The organism is Streptomyces sp. NBC_01775 (genome assembly GCF_035917675.1).
In the GTDB taxonomy this organism is placed as follows: domain Bacteria; phylum Actinomycetota; class Actinomycetes; order Streptomycetales; family Streptomycetaceae; genus Streptomyces.
In genome coordinates, this window is record NZ_CP109104.1 from 3,035,014 (window position 1) to 3,050,188 (window position 15,175).

Annotated in this window: 12 protein-coding genes and 1 pseudogene; all 13 read right to left on the reverse strand. The window is 70.9% G+C overall.

All coding sequences use genetic code 11. The annotated features are described in order from the left end of the window. Positions 1-86 precede the first annotated feature (86 nt). A complete protein-coding gene (locus OHB04_RS13465) occupies positions 87-749 on the reverse strand; it encodes an arsenate reductase/protein-tyrosine-phosphatase family protein (RefSeq protein ID WP_405805584.1) in 663 nt (220 codons plus the stop codon). Then, the gene (locus OHB04_RS13470; RefSeq protein ID WP_326687924.1) at positions 749-1,396 is read right to left on the reverse strand and encodes an L-threonylcarbamoyladenylate synthase; all 648 of its coding nucleotides are present in this window, start codon (positions 1,394-1,396) and stop codon (positions 749-751) included. The genes OHB04_RS13465 and OHB04_RS13470 overlap by 1 nt, the downstream gene beginning before the upstream one ends. Next, positions 1,396-2,241, reverse strand: coding sequence for a peptide chain release factor N(5)-glutamine methyltransferase (prmC, locus tag OHB04_RS13475; RefSeq protein WP_326687925.1), 846 nt, complete (start codon positions 2,239-2,241; stop codon positions 1,396-1,398). Before prmC ends, OHB04_RS13470 begins: the two co-directional genes overlap by 1 nt. Positions 2,242-2,269: 28 nt before the next feature. Then, a complete protein-coding gene (gene prfA, locus OHB04_RS13480; RefSeq protein ID WP_326687926.1) occupies positions 2,270-3,346 on the reverse strand; it encodes a peptide chain release factor 1 in 1,077 nt (358 codons plus the stop codon). Between the two features lie 127 nt (positions 3,347-3,473). Next, positions 3,474-3,695 (reverse strand): 50S ribosomal protein L31, encoded by a 222-nt coding sequence (gene rpmE / locus OHB04_RS13485; RefSeq protein ID WP_326687927.1) that lies wholly within the window; start codon positions 3,693-3,695, stop codon positions 3,474-3,476. Positions 3,696-3,988: 293 nt separating this feature from the next. Next, on the reverse strand, positions 3,989-5,158 hold the full coding sequence (locus OHB04_RS13490; RefSeq protein WP_326807510.1) for an LCP family protein: 1,170 nt from the start codon (positions 5,156-5,158) through the stop codon (positions 3,989-3,991). Between the two features lie 485 nt (positions 5,159-5,643). Beyond that, a complete protein-coding gene (gene rho, locus OHB04_RS13495; protein ID WP_326807511.1) occupies positions 5,644-7,761 on the reverse strand; it encodes a transcription termination factor Rho in 2,118 nt (705 codons plus the stop codon). A gap of 538 nt (positions 7,762-8,299) precedes the next feature. Beyond that, positions 8,300-9,217, reverse strand: a pseudogene (thrB, locus tag OHB04_RS13500) (homoserine kinase); the annotation flags it as partial. Positions 9,218-9,512: 295 nt separating this feature from the next. Then, entirely contained in the window at positions 9,513-10,628 is a 1,116-nt protein-coding gene (gene thrC, locus OHB04_RS13505; RefSeq protein ID WP_405805580.1) for a threonine synthase, read from the reverse strand. A 73-nt stretch (positions 10,629-10,701) separates the two neighbouring features. Further along, on the reverse strand, positions 10,702-12,000 hold the full coding sequence (locus OHB04_RS13510) for a homoserine dehydrogenase (RefSeq protein WP_326809443.1): 1,299 nt from the start codon (positions 11,998-12,000) through the stop codon (positions 10,702-10,704). Positions 12,001-12,123: 123 nt separating this feature from the next. Next, on the reverse strand, positions 12,124-13,542 hold the full coding sequence (lysA, locus tag OHB04_RS13515) for a diaminopimelate decarboxylase (RefSeq protein ID WP_326687931.1): 1,419 nt from the start codon (positions 13,540-13,542) through the stop codon (positions 12,124-12,126). Positions 13,543-13,556: 14 nt separating this feature from the next. Beyond that, on the reverse strand, positions 13,557-14,450 hold the full coding sequence (locus OHB04_RS13520) for a DALR anticodon-binding domain-containing protein (RefSeq protein ID WP_326807513.1): 894 nt from the start codon (positions 14,448-14,450) through the stop codon (positions 13,557-13,559). Between the two features lie 142 nt (positions 14,451-14,592). Then, complete coding sequence (locus OHB04_RS13525; RefSeq protein ID WP_442814833.1) at positions 14,593-15,171, reverse strand: response regulator; 579 nt, start codon at positions 15,169-15,171, stop codon at positions 14,593-14,595. Positions 15,172-15,175: the final 4 nt, after the last annotated feature.

Genomic DNA, 15,175 nt, shown 5'->3' on the forward strand with positions numbered 1-15,175 from the left:
CGGCCCGCACAGCGGGAGGCGACGGCCTGCTCAGCCGGTGTGTGGCAGCCCACACGGTAGGACACGGTATTTCCTGTCTGCTGGTTCTACGTGTGCGCCGGAACGCCCGTCAAGGCGGTCACCACAGGGTCGAGCGCTCTGCTGATCTCGTCGCCGACCGTGCGGAAGTACGGGATCGGAGCGCCGTAGGGATCGTAGATCTCGTCGGCCTCCGGACTGGGCGCCAGCAGCCAGCCGCGCAGCGCGGCGGCGGCCTGGACCAAGGCGCGGGCCCGCTCCACCACATCTTCGGCGGTGCGCGCGTCGGGCAAGGTGGCTGGATCTATGGCCCGAACGAGCCGGGTGAACTCCTTCAGCGTGAAGGTGCGCAGGCCCGCCGAATGGCCCATGGAGATGACCTGCGCGCGGTGATCACGCGTAGCGGTCAGCACCAGGTCGGCCCTGATCACATGCTCGTCCAGCAGCTCGCGCCCGGTGAACCCCTCGGCGTCCGCGCCGTGTTCGAGCAGCACGGCCACCGCGTTCTCCTCCATGGGCGCGCCCTCGTGTCCCCACGTACCGGCGCTCTCCACCAGGAGTCCGCCCGTGCGGCGGTCTCCGAGCCTGTCGGCGAGGGCATGCCGCGTCAGCCGCTCGGTGATCGGCGAGCGGCACACGTTGCCTGTGGAGACGTGGAGGATACGGAACGCGCCATCGGCGCTGCTTATGCCGCCGGACTCCGCCGGGCCACGCCCTTCGGGGGCGGTCACTACGGGGCCACCTCCAGGCCCGGTACGACCTTGCGCAGCTCGTCCGCGTCGATGGCGCCCGCGCGCAGCAGGACCGGCACCTCGCTGGTGACGTCGACGATCGAGGACGGCACGGAATCGGGGGTCGGCCCGCCGTCGAGGTAGACGGCGACGGACTCGCCCAGCATCTCCTGCGCGGCGTCACAGTCCATCGGCGCCGGGTGTCCCGTCAGGTTCGCCGAGGAGACGGCCATCGGGCCGAACTCGCTGAGCAGCTCGATGGCGACCGGGTGCAGCGGCATCCGTACGGCGACCGTGCCGTGGGTCTCCCCCAGGTCCCAGGTCAGCGACGGCTGGTGGCGGGCGACGAGGGTGAGCGCGCCGGGCCAGAAGGCGTCGACCAGCTCCCAGGCCATCTCGGAGAAGTCCGTGACCAGCCCGTGCAGGGTGTTCGGGGAGCCGACCAGCACGGGAGAGGGCATGCCTCGGCCCCGGCCCTTGGCCTCCAGCAGGTCACCGACGGCGTCGGTGCTGAACGCGTCGGCGCCGATTCCGTAGACGGTGTCCGTCGGCAGCACGACGAGTTCCCCGCGCCGGACCGCCGAGGTGGCCTCGCGAAGGCCGGTCCTGCGGTCGGTCGCTTCGGTGCAGTCGTATCGCCGTGCCATTACGGCACCTCCCTGCGTGCTGTGGCAAAACGGGGCCGGTTGTTCAGGTCGGGGTGGTCCGCGGCGTCAGCCCAGCCGCGGTCCTCGGTGAAGATCCAGGGCACCTGGCCGCCCTGGGTGTCGGCGTGCTCGATGACCACGACACCGCCGGGTCGCAGCAGCCGGTGTGCCGCGCGCTCCAGGCCGCGGATGATGTCGAGGCCGTCCTCGCCGGAGAACAGCGCCATACCGGGGTCGTGGTCGCGGGCCTCGGGAGCCACATACTCCCACTCGGTGAGCGGGATGTAGGGCGGATTGGAGATCACGAGGTCGACCTGGCCGTCCAGCTCAGGGAGCGCGGTGAGCGCGTCGGCGTGGTGCAGGGTGACCCGGGAGCCCTCGACGTTCTTCCGCGCCCAGCCGTACGCTCCCTCGTCCAGCTCGACGGCGTGCACCCGCGAGCGCGGCACCTCCTGCGCGAGCGCCAGCGCGATGGCGCCCGAGCCGCTGCACAGGTCGACGATCAGCGGCTCGGCGACGTCCATGGCCCGTACCGCGTCTATCGCCCAGCCGACCACCGACTCGGTCTCCGGGCGCGGCACGAAGACACCCGCGCCGACCTGGAGTTCGAGGTAGCGGAAGAAGGCGCGCCCGGTGATGTGCTGGAGCGGTTCGCGGGCCTCGCGGCGCGCCACGGCCTCCCAGTAGCGCGCGTCGAAGTCGGCGTCGGCCACGCGGTGCAGCTCGCCGCGTCCGACGCCGTGCACGAAGGAGGCCAGCTCCTCGGCGTCGAAGCGCGGCGAGGGCACGCCGGCGTCGGCCAGCCGCTGTGTGGCCTGGGCCACCTCGGCGAGCAGCACGTTCACTCCGATCCCCCTTCCGGGGCCTGCCGGGTCACTGTGCGGCGGCCAGCTTGGCGGCCGAGTCCGCGTCGACGCACGCCTGGATGACGGGATCCAGTTCGCCGTCGAGCACCTGGTCGAGGTTGTAGGCCTTGAAGCCGACACGGTGGTCGGAGATCCGGTTCTCCGGGAAGTTGTAGGTGCGCACCCGTTCGGACCTGTCGACGGTACGGACCTGGCTGCGGCGCGCGTCGGACGCCTCGCGCTCGGCCTCCTCCTGGGCCGCGGCCAGCAGCCGGGCGCGCAGGATGCGCAGGGCCTGCTCCTTGTTCTGGAGCTGGCTCTTCTCGTTCTGGCAGGAGACGACGATCCCGGTCGGCTCGTGGGTGATGCGCACGGCGGAGTCGGTGGTGTTGACCGACTGCCCGCCGGGGCCCGAGGAACGGTAGACATCGATGCGCAGGTCGTTCGGGTTGATCTCGACATCGACGTCCTCGGCCTCGGGGAGGACGAGGACACCGGCGGCCGAGGTGTGGATGCGGCCCTGCGACTCGGTCGCGGGCACCCGCTGGACGCGGTGCACCCCGCCCTCGTACTTCAGCCGGGCCCACACGCCCTGGCCCGGCTCGGCCTGGCCGCTCCCCTTGGTCTTCACGGCGACCTGGACGTCCTTGTAGCCGCCGAGGTCGGACTCGTTGGACTCGATCAGCTCGGTCTTCCATCCGTGGCGCTCGGCGTAGCGCAGATACATCCGCAGCAGGTCGCCCGCGAACAGCGCGGACTCGTCGCCGCCCTCGCCCGCCTTGATCTCCAGGATGACGTCCTTCTCGTCGCTGGGGTCCCGGGGGACGAGCAGCAGCCGCAGCTTCTCCGTCAGCTCCTCGCGGCGGCGCTCCAGGTCTTTGACCTCGTCGGCGAACTCGGGGTCCTCACCGGCCAGTTCACGCGCGGTGCCGATGTCGTCCCCGGTCCGCTTCCACTCAAGGTAGGTGGTGATGATCGGGGTGAGCTCGGCGTAGCGCTTGTTGAGCCGGCGCGCTCCCGCCTGGTCGGCGTGGATCGCGGGGTCCGCGAGCTGCTTTTCGAGGTCGGCGTGCTCGCCGATGAGTTCCTCGACCGCCTCGAACATCGTGGCCATCCTTAGTGAAGAAGTGAGACGCCCTGACCGGAGGAGGGGCGCCGGAGCGCGGAACACCAAAAGAGCGCCGGCCGGGCTGCCCTACGAGGGGCAGCCGCGGACCGGCGCTGCGGTGTCGCTACTTCTTGGTGCCGGCGCTCTTGCCGAAGCGGGCCTCGAAGCGTGCCACACGGCCACCGGTGTCGAGGATCTTCTGCTTGCCGGTGTAGAAGGGGTGGCACGCGGAGCAGATGTCCGCGCGGATCTGGCCTTCCGACATGGTGCTACGCGTGGTGAACGAGTTGCCACAGGTGCAGCTCACCTGGGTCTCGTAGTACTCCGGGTGGATCTCGCGCTTCAAGGGTCTCTCCTAGGTTCTGGAGGGCACCGGGTCGGGAGACGGGTTGTCACCCGTGAACCGGGGCCGACGGTCCAGTTTGCCACTGGTGACCGCACCCCCCAAAACCGGGGGGAGGAGCCCGTTATTCCGGACTTCCCGGCCTTCGGCCGGGAGGTGCCCCCAGAGCAGGGGAGACCCCGATCAAGGACTTCCGGCCGCCTTGCGATCGCACGCTCCCCCACGCTCGGCTCCGCTCGCACGGGCGGTGCCCCCACGACGACGCTCCTTCCGGGCAAACATTGCCGGTCACGGCACTAGTCCCGAGCCCCTTGCGTCTTCTTCTGGCCATTCTTGTCCTTGACGACGCCCCCTATGTCGGTCTGGTCGCCCGCCGAGCCCTTGGTCGCGGACTTCGGGACCGGCTTGTCCGCCTTGAGGGCCTTCCAGACCTTCTTCGTCTTGGCTTCCAGCGGTATGACGCGGTTCGGGTCGTTGGGGTCGTAATCGACCGGCAGCGTCGTCATCTGGATGTCGTCGGACTTGATGCCCTTGAGCATCTTCGCCATTCCGGTCAGCTCGCTCACCGAGTCCAGGTCGGAGTCGGTGGTGATCGCGGAGGTGGAGGTGTCGGCCAGGTCGTAGAGCTTCTTGGGACTGCTGAAGAGGCCGATGCTGTTGACCTGGTCCATGAGCGCCTTGACGAACGCCTGCTGGAGCTGGATACGGCCCAGGTCGCTGCCGTCGCCGACACCGTGCCGGGTGCGCACCAGGCCGAGGGACTGCTCACCGTCGAGGGTGTGGGTACCCGCCTTCAGGTTGAGGTGGCTGTCCTTGTCCTTGATCGGCTTGGTCGTGGTCATCTCGACGCCGCCGAGGGTGTTGATGAGCTTCTTGAAGCCGGAGAAGTCGACCTCCAGGTAGTGGTCCATACGGACCCCGGAGATGGACTCGACGGTCTTCACGGCGCAGGCGGGCCCGCCGACCTCGTAGGCGGAGTTGAACATCGCGCGCTGTGCCGGAACCTTTTTGTTGCCGACGCTCTCGTCGCCCTGGCAGCTCGGCCGCTGGATGAGCGTGTCGCGCGGTATCGAGATGACGCTGGCCTTGTCGTGCTTCTCGTTTATGTGCACGACCATCGCCGTGTCCGAGCGGGCCCCGCCCTGGTCCTTGCCGTACTTCGCGTTGTCACCCGCGCGGCTGTCGGACCCCATGACGAGGATGTCCATCGAGCCGTTCGGGACGTCCTGGGGCCGGTTCGTGCCCAGGGCCGCGTTGATGTCTACGCCGGAGATGTTGCCGTCCAGCTTGAAGTAGACGAAGCCGAGGCTTCCGCCTCCGAGCACCACGGCACCCGCGACGGTCCAGGCGGCGGCGCGCATGGCTCGCGTGCGCCCGCTGCGTGGCTTGCGACGGCGGCCACTGGCACGTATGCCCCTGGCGCGGCGCTCGGCTGCCGTGTCGCCGTCGTTACTGTCGCCCGCCATGTCACTTCCCTCAGTCCTGCCGTTTGGCGCTGTTGTCCGGTGTGGACGCTGAATCCTCGCGGAAGGGTTGCACAACGAGTCATCAGCACGCGCGAACCACGCATCACGGGACACGGGCACTCCGACGGGGCCGCTACTCCGTACTGGTCCCGTTCTACCTGCGACGACGTACCCGCGCCTGGCGAAAACACGCGGGTTGTCCGGCCCGCCCCTCTGTGGTCAAGCTCTCAGCAGGGAAAACAGACGGCGAGGGCCGTTCCACCGTGTGTGGTGGAACGGCCCTCGCCTGACCCGTCCGGGCGACAGCCCCCCTTCGGGGGGCCTTCCGGGGGCTTGCCCTGGGGCTCTCGGCCCTCAGTCCCGGCCGTTGCCCGGAGCCGGGGTCGCCTTCTGGAGCGACTCCTCCTACCGCGCCCCTCGCAGTGCGAGGCCCCAGGGGGCCTCCCACGCTTCGGGACGCTGCTCCGGGCTCCGACCGTCGACCCTCAGTCCTGGCCGTTGCCCGGAGTCGGGGTCGTCTTCTGGATCTGGAGCAGGAACTCCGCGTTGGACTTCGTCTGCTTCATCTTGTCCAGCAGCAGCTCGATCGCCTGCTGCTGGTCCAGGGCGTGCAGGACGCGGCGGAGCTTCCAGACGATCTGGAGCTCGTCGCTGCCCATGAGGATCTCTTCCTTACGGGTACCGGAAGCGTCCACGTCGACAGCGGGGAAGATCCGCTTGTCGGAGAGCTTGCGCTCCAGCTTCAGCTCCATGTTGCCGGTGCCCTTGAACTCCTCGAAGATCACGTCGTCCATGCGGGAGCCGGTCTCCACCATGGCCGTCGCGACGATCGTCAGGGAGCCGCCGTCCTCGATGTTGCGCGCCGCGCCGAAGAACTTCTTCGGCGGGTACAGCGCCGTCGAGTCCACACCACCGGACAGGATCCGGCCCGAGGCCGGCGCCGCCAGGTTGTAGGCGCGGCCCAGACGGGTGATCGAGTCGAGCAGGACGACCACGTCGTGCCCCAGCTCCACCAGCCGCTTGGCCCGCTCGATCGCCAGCTCGGCGACCGTGGTGTGGTCCTCGGCCGGGCGGTCGAAGGTCGAGGAGATGACCTCGCCCTTGACCGACCGCTGCATGTCGGTGACCTCTTCCGGACGCTCGTCGACGAGGACGACCATCAGGTGGCACTCGGGGTTGTTGTGGGTGATCGCGTTGGCGACCGCCTGCATGATCATGGTCTTACCGGTCTTCGGCGGGGCCACGATCAGCCCGCGCTGCCCCTTGCCGATGGGCGAGACCAGGTCGATGATCCGGGTCGTCAGCTGGCCGGGCTCGGTCTCCAGCCGCAGCCGCTCCTGCGGGTACAGGGGGGTCAGCTTGGTGAACTCGGGCCGTGCCTTGCCGCCTTCGGGCGCCATGCCGTTGACCGAGTCGAGCCGCACCAGCGCGTTGAACTTCTCGCGGCGCTCGCCCTCACGCGGCTGGCGCACAGCGCCGGTGACGTGGTCGCCCTTGCGCAGGCCGTTCTTGCGGACCTGCGCCAGCGAGACGTAGACGTCGTTCGGGCCCGGCAGGTAGCCGGAGGTGCGCACGAACGCGTAGTTGTCGAGGATGTCGAGGATGCCCGCGACCGGGATCAGGACGTCGTCCTCGGCGATCTGCGGCTCGCCGCCGCCACCACCGAAGTCCTCACGGCCGCGCCGGCCGCGCCTGTCGCGGTAGCGGCCCCGACGGCCGCGGCGCCCGCCGGCACCGTCGTCCTCGAAGTCGTCCCTGCGGTTGCCGCCGCCGCCCTGGGCGTTGCCCTGGCTCTGCTGGCCGCCGCCACCGCCGCCGCCCGTGCCGCCGCCCTCGTTCTTGCGGCTGCGGTCGCGGTCGCGCTGGCGGTCGCGCTTGGACTGGCGGTCCTGCTGCTGCTTGCCGTCGGCCTGGCCGCCGCCCTTGTCGGAACGCTCGCCCTTGCCGTCGGACTTGCCGCCCTCGGACTTCGCGTCCGTGCGGCCCTCAGCCGTGTCGGCTGCGGCTTCGGCCTTGGAGTGACGCGGGCGGCCCTCCTGGGCCTTGGCCGCGTCACCCTCGTGCTGGCCGGGGATGTCGATCTGCTGGCTGTCCTGCGCGTCCTGCTGGGCCTCGCCCTCGCCGGTGCGGGCACGGGAGGTGCTGCGGCGCTTCGGCCGGGCCTCCTCGATGCTCTCGTCCGTCTTGGCGGCTGAAGTCTTGGGCTCCTTGGCGCTCTTGGCGTCCTTTGCGTCCTTGGCCTCGGCGGCCTTGGCGCCGTTCGCGCCCTTGGCGTCGCCGGAGGCGGCCTTGGTGCTCTTGGCGGACGCTGAAGTGGCGGCGGCGGAACCGGACTTGGGCTCCGCGCCCCCGCCTGCCTGGCGCTCCTTGATGACCTCGATCAATTGGCTCTTGCGCATGCGCGCTGTGCCCTTGATACCGAGGCCGGAAGCGACCTGCTGCAGCTCGGCCAGAACCATGCCCTCAAGCCCCGTGCCGGAGCGCCGACGCCTGGGTGCGGCACCGGAGGCAGTCGAGGCGGAAGCGTCCGTAGCAGCAGGCGCCGCGGCACCGTCGGCTGCGGCATCGGCGTTCACGCCCATCAGATCGGTGGTGTCGCTCACGAAGGGTCCTTCCCTGGAGCGGACGTCGGCCAGTCTGGCTCGGCGACCGGTTGTGCTGTCCGGCTAGAGTCCTGTGCTCGCGGACCTGACCGGGGCGGTGGTCCCGCCTGGATGTACGGCGGGGAGATCAGTACATGGGTTCGGCGTGAAGCGTAGACAGGGGTGTCTTTCACGTCGGCTCCGGAGCGTGTTCGGCACTGCCCGGCAGTAGTCCAAGCAGTGCGGGAAGCTCTGGGGAGAAGAGGTGGTCCCGACTGGGGCTACCAGGGGAACACTCAAGCACCGCACTCTTCGGACCGTCACACATTTCCGCGTGCGACCCACGAGACTGCGAGTGCAGACTTGAGGTTAACACTACCGGATCCAACAAACATTCCCCCTCTCGAAGACCGGCAATCGACTGTCACCGGGGCGCGCTGCCCGTGCCTCCCGGCGCGCTCCGGTCGTTTTCCGCGCCCCCGGAACGGCCTGTTCCGGAGCCGCCCCCGACCCCTGTTCCGACCCCCGTGCCGGCAGCGGCCGTACCCCCGCCACCTGCGGCGTTGAGCGGCAGCACGCTCGCTCCCACGGTGTCGAGGGCCAACGGGTTCGCGGTCCAGCCCTCGCCCGCGAGGCGGGAGACCTTGTCGGCCTCACCCTGGTTGCCGGCCAGCGCCAGCACCGTCGGTCCGGCGCCGGAAATCACCGCGGGGACCCCGTCGGCGCGCAGCCGGCTCACCAGATCGGCGCTCTCGGTCATCGCCGGGGCCCGGTATTCCTGGTGCAGCCGGTCCTCGGTGGCCGCCAGCAGCAGCTCCGGGTGGCGGGTGAGCGCCTCGACGAGGAGCGCGGCGCGGCCGGCGTTGAAGGCGGCGTCGACATGCGGCACGGTGCGCGGCAGCAGGCCCCGCGCGGTCTTGGTGAGCAGCGGTTTCGCGGGGACGAAGACCACCGGGACGAGGGATTGCGCCGGGTCCAGTCGCAGGGCACGGGCCGCGCCCGCGTCCGTCCAGGCCAGGGTGAAGCCGCCCAGCAGACAGGCCGCGACGTTGTCGGGGTGACCCTCGATCTCGGTGGCGAGCTCCAGCAGCGCGGTGTCGTCGAGCCTGGCCTCTCCCCCGGTGGTCACGGCGCGGGCCGCCATCACGCCCGCGCAGATGGCGGCGGAGGAGGAGCCCAGGCCCCGGCCGTGCGGGATGCGGTTGGCGCATACGACCTCAAGGCCGCGCGGCTGCCCGCCCAGCAGGTCGAAGGCGGTGCGCAGGGAGCGGATGAGCAGGTGGTTCTCGTCGCGGGGCAGGGTCTCGGCGCCCTCGCCCGCGATGTCGATGTGCAATCCGGCGTCGGCCACCCGGACGACCACGTCGTCGTAGAGCCCCAGGGCAAGACCCAGGGCGTCGAAGCCGGGGCCGAGGTTGGCGCTGGTGGCGGGGACGCGCACCCGGACGGCGGCGGCGCGGAACGCGGGACCGGCCATCTCTCGATGACTCTCCTTGGTTTGGTTGCGGAGCACCCCTTTGGACCGCGGCTGTGCCGGACCGGTCACCACTTCCCGCACGGTCCCAGGGTGGACGTACGAGAGCGGGGGTGAAACTCAGCCTATCGAAGGTGGGTTCACTGGCGACATAGGGCGCACAGGAGGCGCACGATGCGTGTCGTGAGCCGCCCTGTGCCCCCCTTGTCCGAACGCGCTCGCCGGACCCGGAAAGAGCAGGTCACCCGGGTGCGGCGGGAGGCCGGGACGGCGGCAGCCGAGGCGCCCGGCCGCGGCGTCAGGCCAGACCGAGGCGCTCGGCTGCGGCATCCGCGTCGACGGGGACCGTGACCGGCTGCGGGGCGCCCGCGACGGCCCAGTCGGGGTCCTTGAGGCCGTTGCCGGTCACGGTGCACACGATGCGCTGACCGGGATCGACCTTGCCCTCCTCGGCCGCCTGGATCAGACCGGCGACGGAAGCCGCCGAGGCGGGCTCCACGAAGACGCCCTCCTGCGCGGCCAACAGCCGGTAGGCGCGCAGGATCTGACGGTCGGTCACCGAGTCGATGAAGCCGCCGGACTCGTCGCGCGCCTCCTCGGCGAGCGTCCAGGAGGCCGGGTTGCCGATACGGATCGCGGTGGCGATGGTGCTCGGCTCCTTGACCGCCTCACCACGCACGATCGGCGCGGCACCGGATGCCTGGTAACCCCACATACGGGGGGTGCGGGCGGCCATCCCGTCCTGCGCGTATTCGCGGTAGCCCTTCCAGTACGCCGTGATGTTGCCCGCGTTGCCGACCGGGAGGACATGGATGTCGGGGGCTTCGCCGAGCATGTCGACGATCTCGAAGGCCGCGGTCTTCTGCCCCTCGATACGGGAGGGGTTGACCGAATTGACCAGCGCCACCGGGTACTTCTCCGACAGCCCGCGCGCGAGGCTGAGGCAGTCGTCGAAGTTGCCCTCGACCTGGAGGATCTTGGCGCCGTGCACCAGCGCCTGGCCCATCTTGCCGAGCGCGATCTTGCCCTGCGGCACGAGGACGGCGCAGACCATGCCGGCCCGTACGGCGTAGGCCGCGGCCGAGGCCGAGGTGTTGCCCGTGGAGGCGCAGATGACGGCCTGGGCGCCGTTCTCCTTGGCCTTGGTGATGGCCATCGTCATGCCCCGGTCCTTGAAGGAGCCGGTGGGGTTGGCGCCCTCGACCTTGAGGTGGACGTCGCAGCCGGTCAGCTCGCTCAGCACCTGCGCCGGGACCAGCGGGGTGCCGCCTTCACGCAGCGTGACGGGGGCCGTGTCCGCGCTCACCGGGAGGCGGTCGCGGTACTCCTCGATGATGCCGCGCCACTGGGGGCGGCCGGCGGTCCGGCCGGGCCGCGCTCCCACGTCGGGCATCTGGGACATCGGAGGTTCCATGACGGTCACTTTTCCTTGGCTCCCTTACTCACCTTTTCCGGTGCCGCTCGGTGCCGCTCACCGGTGTGCGGTCTCATTCGCCCTCGACGCGCATGATGCTCGCGACCCCGCGCACGGTGTCGAGGCCGCGCAGCGCCTCGACCGTCGCGCTGAGCGCGGCGTCGCCGGCGCGGTGGGTGACGACGACGAGCCAGGCTCCGCCGTGCGTCCCCTCCTTGCCCTTCTGGCGCACGGTGTCGATCGAGACGCCGTGCTCGGCGAAGACCGTCGCCACCTGTGCGAGGACGCCCGGCTTGTCCGCGACGTCCAGGCTGATGTGGTAACGGGTGACCACCTCGCCCATGGGGGAAACGGGCAGTTGGGCATAGGCGGACTCGCCCGGCCCCCGGCCGCCGCTGAGCTTGTTGCGGCAGGCGGCCACCAGGTCGCCCAGCACCGCCGAGGCGGTGGGAGAGCCACCCGCGCCGGGCCCGTAGAACATCAGCTGGCCCGCGGCCTCGGACTCGACGAAGACCGCGTTGTACGCCTCGCGCACGGAGGCGAGCGGGTGGCTGAGGGGGATCATCGCGGGGTGCACACGTGCGGTGACCGAGCGTCCGTCGGCGGCGCGCTCGCAGATGGCCAGCAGCTTGACGGTGCATCCCATACGCCGCGCCGAGGCGATGTCGGAGGCGGTGACGTCCGAGAGGCCCTCGCGGTGCACATCGTCCAGGCGTACGCGGGTGTGGAAGGCGATGCCCGCGAGGATGGCGGCCTTGGCGGCGGCGTCGAACCCCTCGACGTCGGCCGTCGGGTCGGCCTCCGCGTACCCGAGCGCGGTGGCCTCGTTCAGCGCCTCGCTGTACCCGGCGCCGGCGGAGTCCATGCGGTCGAGGATGAAGTTCGTGGTGCCGTTCACGATGCCCAGGACCCGGTTGACCGTGTCCCCGGCCAGGGACTCGCGCAGGGGCCGCACCAGCGGGATCGCGGCGGCTACGGCGGCCTCGTAGAAGAGGTCGGCGCCGTGTTTCTCGGCCGCCTCGTGCAAGGTGGCGCCGTCCTCGGCCAGCAGCGCCTTGTTGGCCGTCACCACGCTGGCGCCGTGTTCGAAGGCCGAGGTGATCAGGGCGCGGGCCGGCTCGATGCCGCCGATGACCTCCACGACGACGTCGATGTCCTCGCGCGCGGCGAGCGCGGCGGCGTCGGTGGTCACCAGCTGCTGGTCGATGCCCTCGCGGACCCGGTCGGGACGCCGGACGGCGACCCCGGCCAGTTCGACCGGGGCGCCGATGCGCTGTGCGAGGTCGTCGGCGTGCGTCGTCATGATGCGTGCCACCTCTGAGCCGACAACCCCACAGCCCAGCAGCGCCACCTTCAGCGGACGCGTACGCATCATCTGACCTCTTCTTCCGTCTGGCTCGTCACAGCGCGTTCTTCACAGCGTTTCGTGGTGTCAAGTCTCACTTACCGGAACGGAGATTCCACGCCTGGTCCAGTATGTGGGACATATATCTCGCTAGCCGACATCGAGTCGCAGGAGATCTTCCTCCGTCTCGCGCCGCACGATCGTCCGCGCCTGACCGTCCCTGACGGCCACGACGGGCGGGCGCAGCGCGTGGTTGTAGTTGCTGGCCATCGAACGGCAGTACGCACCGGTCGCCGGTACGGCCAGCAGGTCACCGGGGGCCAGGTCCGCGGGCAGGAAAGCGTCCCGTACGACGATGTCGCCGCTCTCGCAGTGCTTGCCGACCACGCGGCTGAGCATGGGCGGCGCCGCGGAGGCCCGCGAGACGAGAGCCACGCTGTACTCCGCGTCGTACAGCGCCGTGCGGATGTTGTCGGACATGCCGCCGTCCACGCTCACGTAGGTGCGCAGGCCCTCCAGCTCCTTGACGGTGCCGACCTCGTAGAGCGTGAAGGCCGTCGGCCCGACGATGGCGCGGCCCGGTTCGACCGACAGTCGGGGCACGGCCAGCCCGGCCGCCTCGCACTCGCGCGTGACGATGTCGCCGAGCGTCTTGGCGATCTCGTGCGGCTCACTTGGGTCGTCCTCGGGTGTATAGGCGATACCCAGACCGCCGCCGAGGTCGATCTCGGGCAGCTCGACGCCGTGCTCGTCGCGGATCTGGGTGAGCAGCCCCACCACGCGCCGCGCCGAGACCTCGAAGCCCGCCATGTCGAAGATCTGCGAGCCGATGTGCGAGTGGATGCCGATCAGCTCCAGGCTGTCCAGCATCAGCACCCGCCGCACGGCCTCCGCGGCGGGGCCTCCCCCGGCCTCCGGGTGGGAGCTGCCCCCGGCGAGCGCGAGGCCGAACTTCTGGTCCTCGTGCGCCGTCGCGATGAACTCGTGCGTATGCGCCTCGACGCCGACCGTGACCCGGATCTGCACGGGCTGCCGCCGCCCGAGCCCCTTGGCGATGTGCGCGACCTTCGCGATCTCCTGGTACGAGTCGAGCACGATGCGCCCGACCCCCGCCTCGACGGCCCGGGTGATCTCCTCGGTGGACTTGTTGTTGCCGTGCAGCGCGATGCGCTCGGCGGGCATACCGGCGGCCAGCGCGGTCGCCAGCTCGCCGCCGGAGCACACGTCGAGGTTCAGCCCTTCCTCGTGCAGCCAGCGCACGACGGCGCGGGAGAGGAAGGCCTTGCCCGCGTAGAAGACGTCGGCGCCGGGCCCGAACGCCTCGCGCCAGGCCCGGCAGCGCGCCCGGAAGTCCGTCTCGTCCAGCACATAGGCCGGGGTGCCGAACTCCTCGGCGAGCTCTCGGACGTCCAGGCCACCGACGGTGACCGGGCCCTCGTCGGTGCGCCGGACGGTCTGCGCCCATACGTGGGGGTCGAGGCCGTTGAGGTCGGCGGGCGGAGCGGTGTAGTGGCCCTCCGGGAATACGTCACCGTGACGGGGCCCGGCGGGGTGTGCTGAACGGCTCATTTCTGTTCGTGTCCCTAGATGTGTGCGGGTGCGGTGACGCCGAGCCGGGACAGGCCGCCTGCCAGCACCGCTCCGGTGGCCTCGGCGAGGGCCAGCCGGGCGCGGTGGGCGGCCCCGGGTTTCTCGTCGCCGCTGGGCAGCGGCGGACACGCGTCGTGAAAGTCGGCGAAGGCGAGCGCGACGGCATCGAGATGCCGCGCGAGCGCACCGGGCGCGGTGATGCGGGCCCGGTCGGCGAGGAGGGAGAGGAGACGGCGGGGCGCGGGGTGGGTGGCGGTGCCCGAGGAGACGGCGCATGAGGAGACGGCGCCGACCGCCGAGGCCTCGGGGCCGAAGCCGAGGCGCTCGGCACCACGGAGGAGGGAACGGGCACGGGCGTGGGCGTACTGCACGCGGAAGAGCGAGCTGGCGCGCTCGGTGCGTACGGCGAGGACGGCGGGGTCCTCGCCGGTGAGGGCGGCCCAGCGGGGGATGTCACGGGCGGGATCGTCGGCGTCGACGGTGTGCGGCGCGTGTGGCCCTTGCCGTGCCCCTGGTCCTTGGTACTGGCCCTGGCCCTGGCCCTGGTCCGGCTCCGGCTCCGGCCCCGTGACGAGGGAGCGGAGCAGGTCGGCACACGCGCCCGCGTCCAGCGTGACGTTCACGAACCCGCCCCCGACGACCTCGGCGCGCTCGATCCCCGGCTCCTGGCCGAGCCGCTCACACAGCACGACGGCCACCTCATGCGCCGGCCGCCCGGTGTGCGCGGCGACCTGGAAGGCGACGCCGGTCGCGTAGTCCCCCGCGCCCCTGCGAGGCGGCGACTCGACAACGACACGCTGGCTCTCGGGGAGGCTCTGCACCTCCCCTGCCGAGAGCGCGCGGCGCAGCGCGTGCTGAACGGTGCGCGAGAGCTGTGCGGGGGTCACAGAGCAAGCGTATGGGAGACGGGGTGGGTGCACGCGAACAGGTTTCGGCACCTGGACCAACGGGGTGCCGGGCACCCCCGGGAACCGCGTGGATACCGCGGTGCGGCAAGGGCGGTGCGGGCAGGGGAGGCGGAACGCCGTCCTACGGCTCAACGGTCTCGGAGACGGCTCCGAGGGAGTCACCGGCACTGAGGGAATCGTCGGCGCGGGCGGAATCGCCGACGTTGCGAGAATCACCGGCGCTCCGGGCGTCCCCGGCACCGCGAGGGTCGCCCGCACCGCGAGGGTCACCGGCGCTGAGCGAACCGGAGGCCCCCGCTCCGTGGCCGCCGTCCTCCCGGCGGCCTTGCAGCAGCCGCCGAACCAACCGCACCAGCTCCGCGGGCTCGAACGGCTTCGCGAGAAAGGCGTCCACCCCGTGCGACGAGCCGACTCCTCCCCCGCCCTCCAACTCGGTGCACGCGCTCACGAGCGCCAGCGGCAGATGCCGCGTACGCGGATCGGCCCGCAGCCGCTCCGCCGTCCGCAGCCCGTCCAGCCGCGGCATCATGGCGTCGAGTGTGACGACATCGGGCCGGGCGCGATGCACCACGTCCAGGCACTCGGCGCCGTCGACGGCGGTCACCACCTCGAAGCCCTCAAGCTCGAGGTTGACCCTGATCAACTGCCGGATGACCTTGCTGTCGTCGACGACAAGCACCCGGCCGGACATACCTGGCACGCTC

Excerpts from the sequence above, each read along its gene's own strand:
- lysA (WP_326687931.1), bottom strand. The coding sequence starts at position 13,542 with ATGAGCCGTTCAGCACACCCCGCCGGGCCCCGTCACGGTGACGTATTC.
- thrC (WP_405805580.1), bottom strand. The coding sequence starts at position 10,628 with ATGGAACCTCCGATGTCCCAGATGCCCGACGTGGGAGCGCGGCCCGGC.
- prfA (WP_326687926.1), bottom strand. The coding sequence starts at position 3,346 with ATGTTCGAGGCGGTCGAGGAACTCATCGGCGAGCACGCCGACCTCGAA.
- OHB04_RS13470 (WP_326687924.1), bottom strand. The coding sequence starts at position 1,396 with ATGGCACGGCGATACGACTGCACCGAAGCGACCGACCGCAGGACCGGC.
- OHB04_RS13490 (WP_326807510.1), bottom strand. The coding sequence starts at position 5,158 with ATGGCGGGCGACAGTAACGACGGCGACACGGCAGCCGAGCGCCGCGCC.
- OHB04_RS13510 (WP_326809443.1), bottom strand. The coding sequence starts at position 12,000 with ATGCGTACGCGTCCGCTGAAGGTGGCGCTGCTGGGCTGTGGGGTTGTC.